This is a genomic window from Psychrobacter sp. 4Dc (genome assembly GCF_002836715.1).
Taxonomy (GTDB): Bacteria; Pseudomonadota; Gammaproteobacteria; order Pseudomonadales; family Moraxellaceae; genus Psychrobacter.
Genome location: NZ_PJAT01000136.1, coordinates 1 through 1302, shown reverse-complemented (window position 1 = coordinate 1302; position 1302 = coordinate 1). Strand labels below are relative to the sequence as shown.

Here is a 1302-nt window from a genome sequence, read left to right as displayed (position 1 = left end):
GAGCCTTTCCCAAACTTTGTGTAACTGCTTATAATCCACTAACTGGAGAATAAGCAATGACTACTCAACCCGACATCAAGAAACTGGCCCAGCAGATGGCTGGTAGCATGAAAAGCTTCGATGACATTAAAGACTTCCAAAAGCAGCTCATGCAATCCTTTATCGACACTGCCCTTGAAGCTGAGATGGAAGATCATCTCGGCTATCCCAAGCATGAAAAGGCGGATAAGCCTAACAAGCGCAACGGGCACACTAAAAAGACCGTCCGCAGTGACACAGGCGATCTTGAGATATCTACCCCAAGAGACCGTGATGGTGACTTTGAACCTACACTTGTGCGCAAGCATCAAACCCGTATCTCAGGGCTTGATGATAAAATCATATTTCTTTACGCCAAGGGCCAAACCACCACCGAGATTGTAGAGAGCATTAAAGAGCTCTACGATGTCGATATCTCAAGTAGCTTGGTTTCAAGAGTCACTGACAACATCTTAGAGGACATCACTGCATGGCAGAACCGGCCATTGAGCAATGTTTATCCTATCGTCTATCTAGACTGCATTGTCGTCAAAGTACGTCAAGACAAGCAGATCATCAACAAGGCTATTTATCTGGCTCTAGGCGTGGGACTTGATGGTAAGAAAGAGCTACTTGGTATGTGGCTGTCAGAAAATGAGGGCGCTAAGTTCTGGCTAGGTGTTCTTACCGAGCTTCAAAACCGTGGCGTACAAGATATCCTCATTGCCTGTGTCGACGGCTTAAAGGGCTTCCCTGATGCCATTAACACTGTTTATCCAAATGCTCAGGTTCAGCTGTGTATCGTACACATGGTGCGTTATTCAATGAAGTTCGTACCGTGGACGGATAAAAAGGCCGTAGCGGCTGATTTAAAGGCAATTTATGGTGCGGATACGCTTGAGATAGCAGAGGCCAATCTTGAGCACTTTGATGAAGTGTGGGGCGATAAATACCCGCACGTGGTCAAGTCTTGGCGCAATAACTGGGAAGGCTTAACGGTGTTCTTTAATTACCCGAAAGACATCAGAAAAGTCATCTATACCACCAATGCTATTGAGTCGCTAAACAGTGTGATTCGTACGGCAGTGAATAAGCGTAAGGTGTTCCCCTCTGATCAGGCAGCGTTTAAGGTAGTCTATCTAGCAACCCAGCAGGCGTCTAAAAAGTGGTCGATGCCGATTCGTAACTGGACGTCTGCTCTTAATCGCTTTATGATTATGTTTGATGATCGTATTAGCAGGCATTTAATCTAAATGGCAGTTACACAGAATCTGGGATGGTCTC

1 protein-coding gene is annotated in these 1302 nt (G+C 45.7%); it reads left to right on the top strand.

Annotated elements, in window-relative coordinates:
* The first annotated feature begins 56 nt into the window (after positions 1–56).
* Positions 57–1271 carry an IS256 family transposase gene (locus CXF61_RS12190; protein ID WP_165598383.1) on the top strand — a complete coding sequence of 405 codons (1215 nt, stop codon included), beginning with the start codon at positions 57–59 and terminating at the stop codon, positions 1269–1271.
* Positions 1272–1302: the final 31 nt, after the last annotated feature.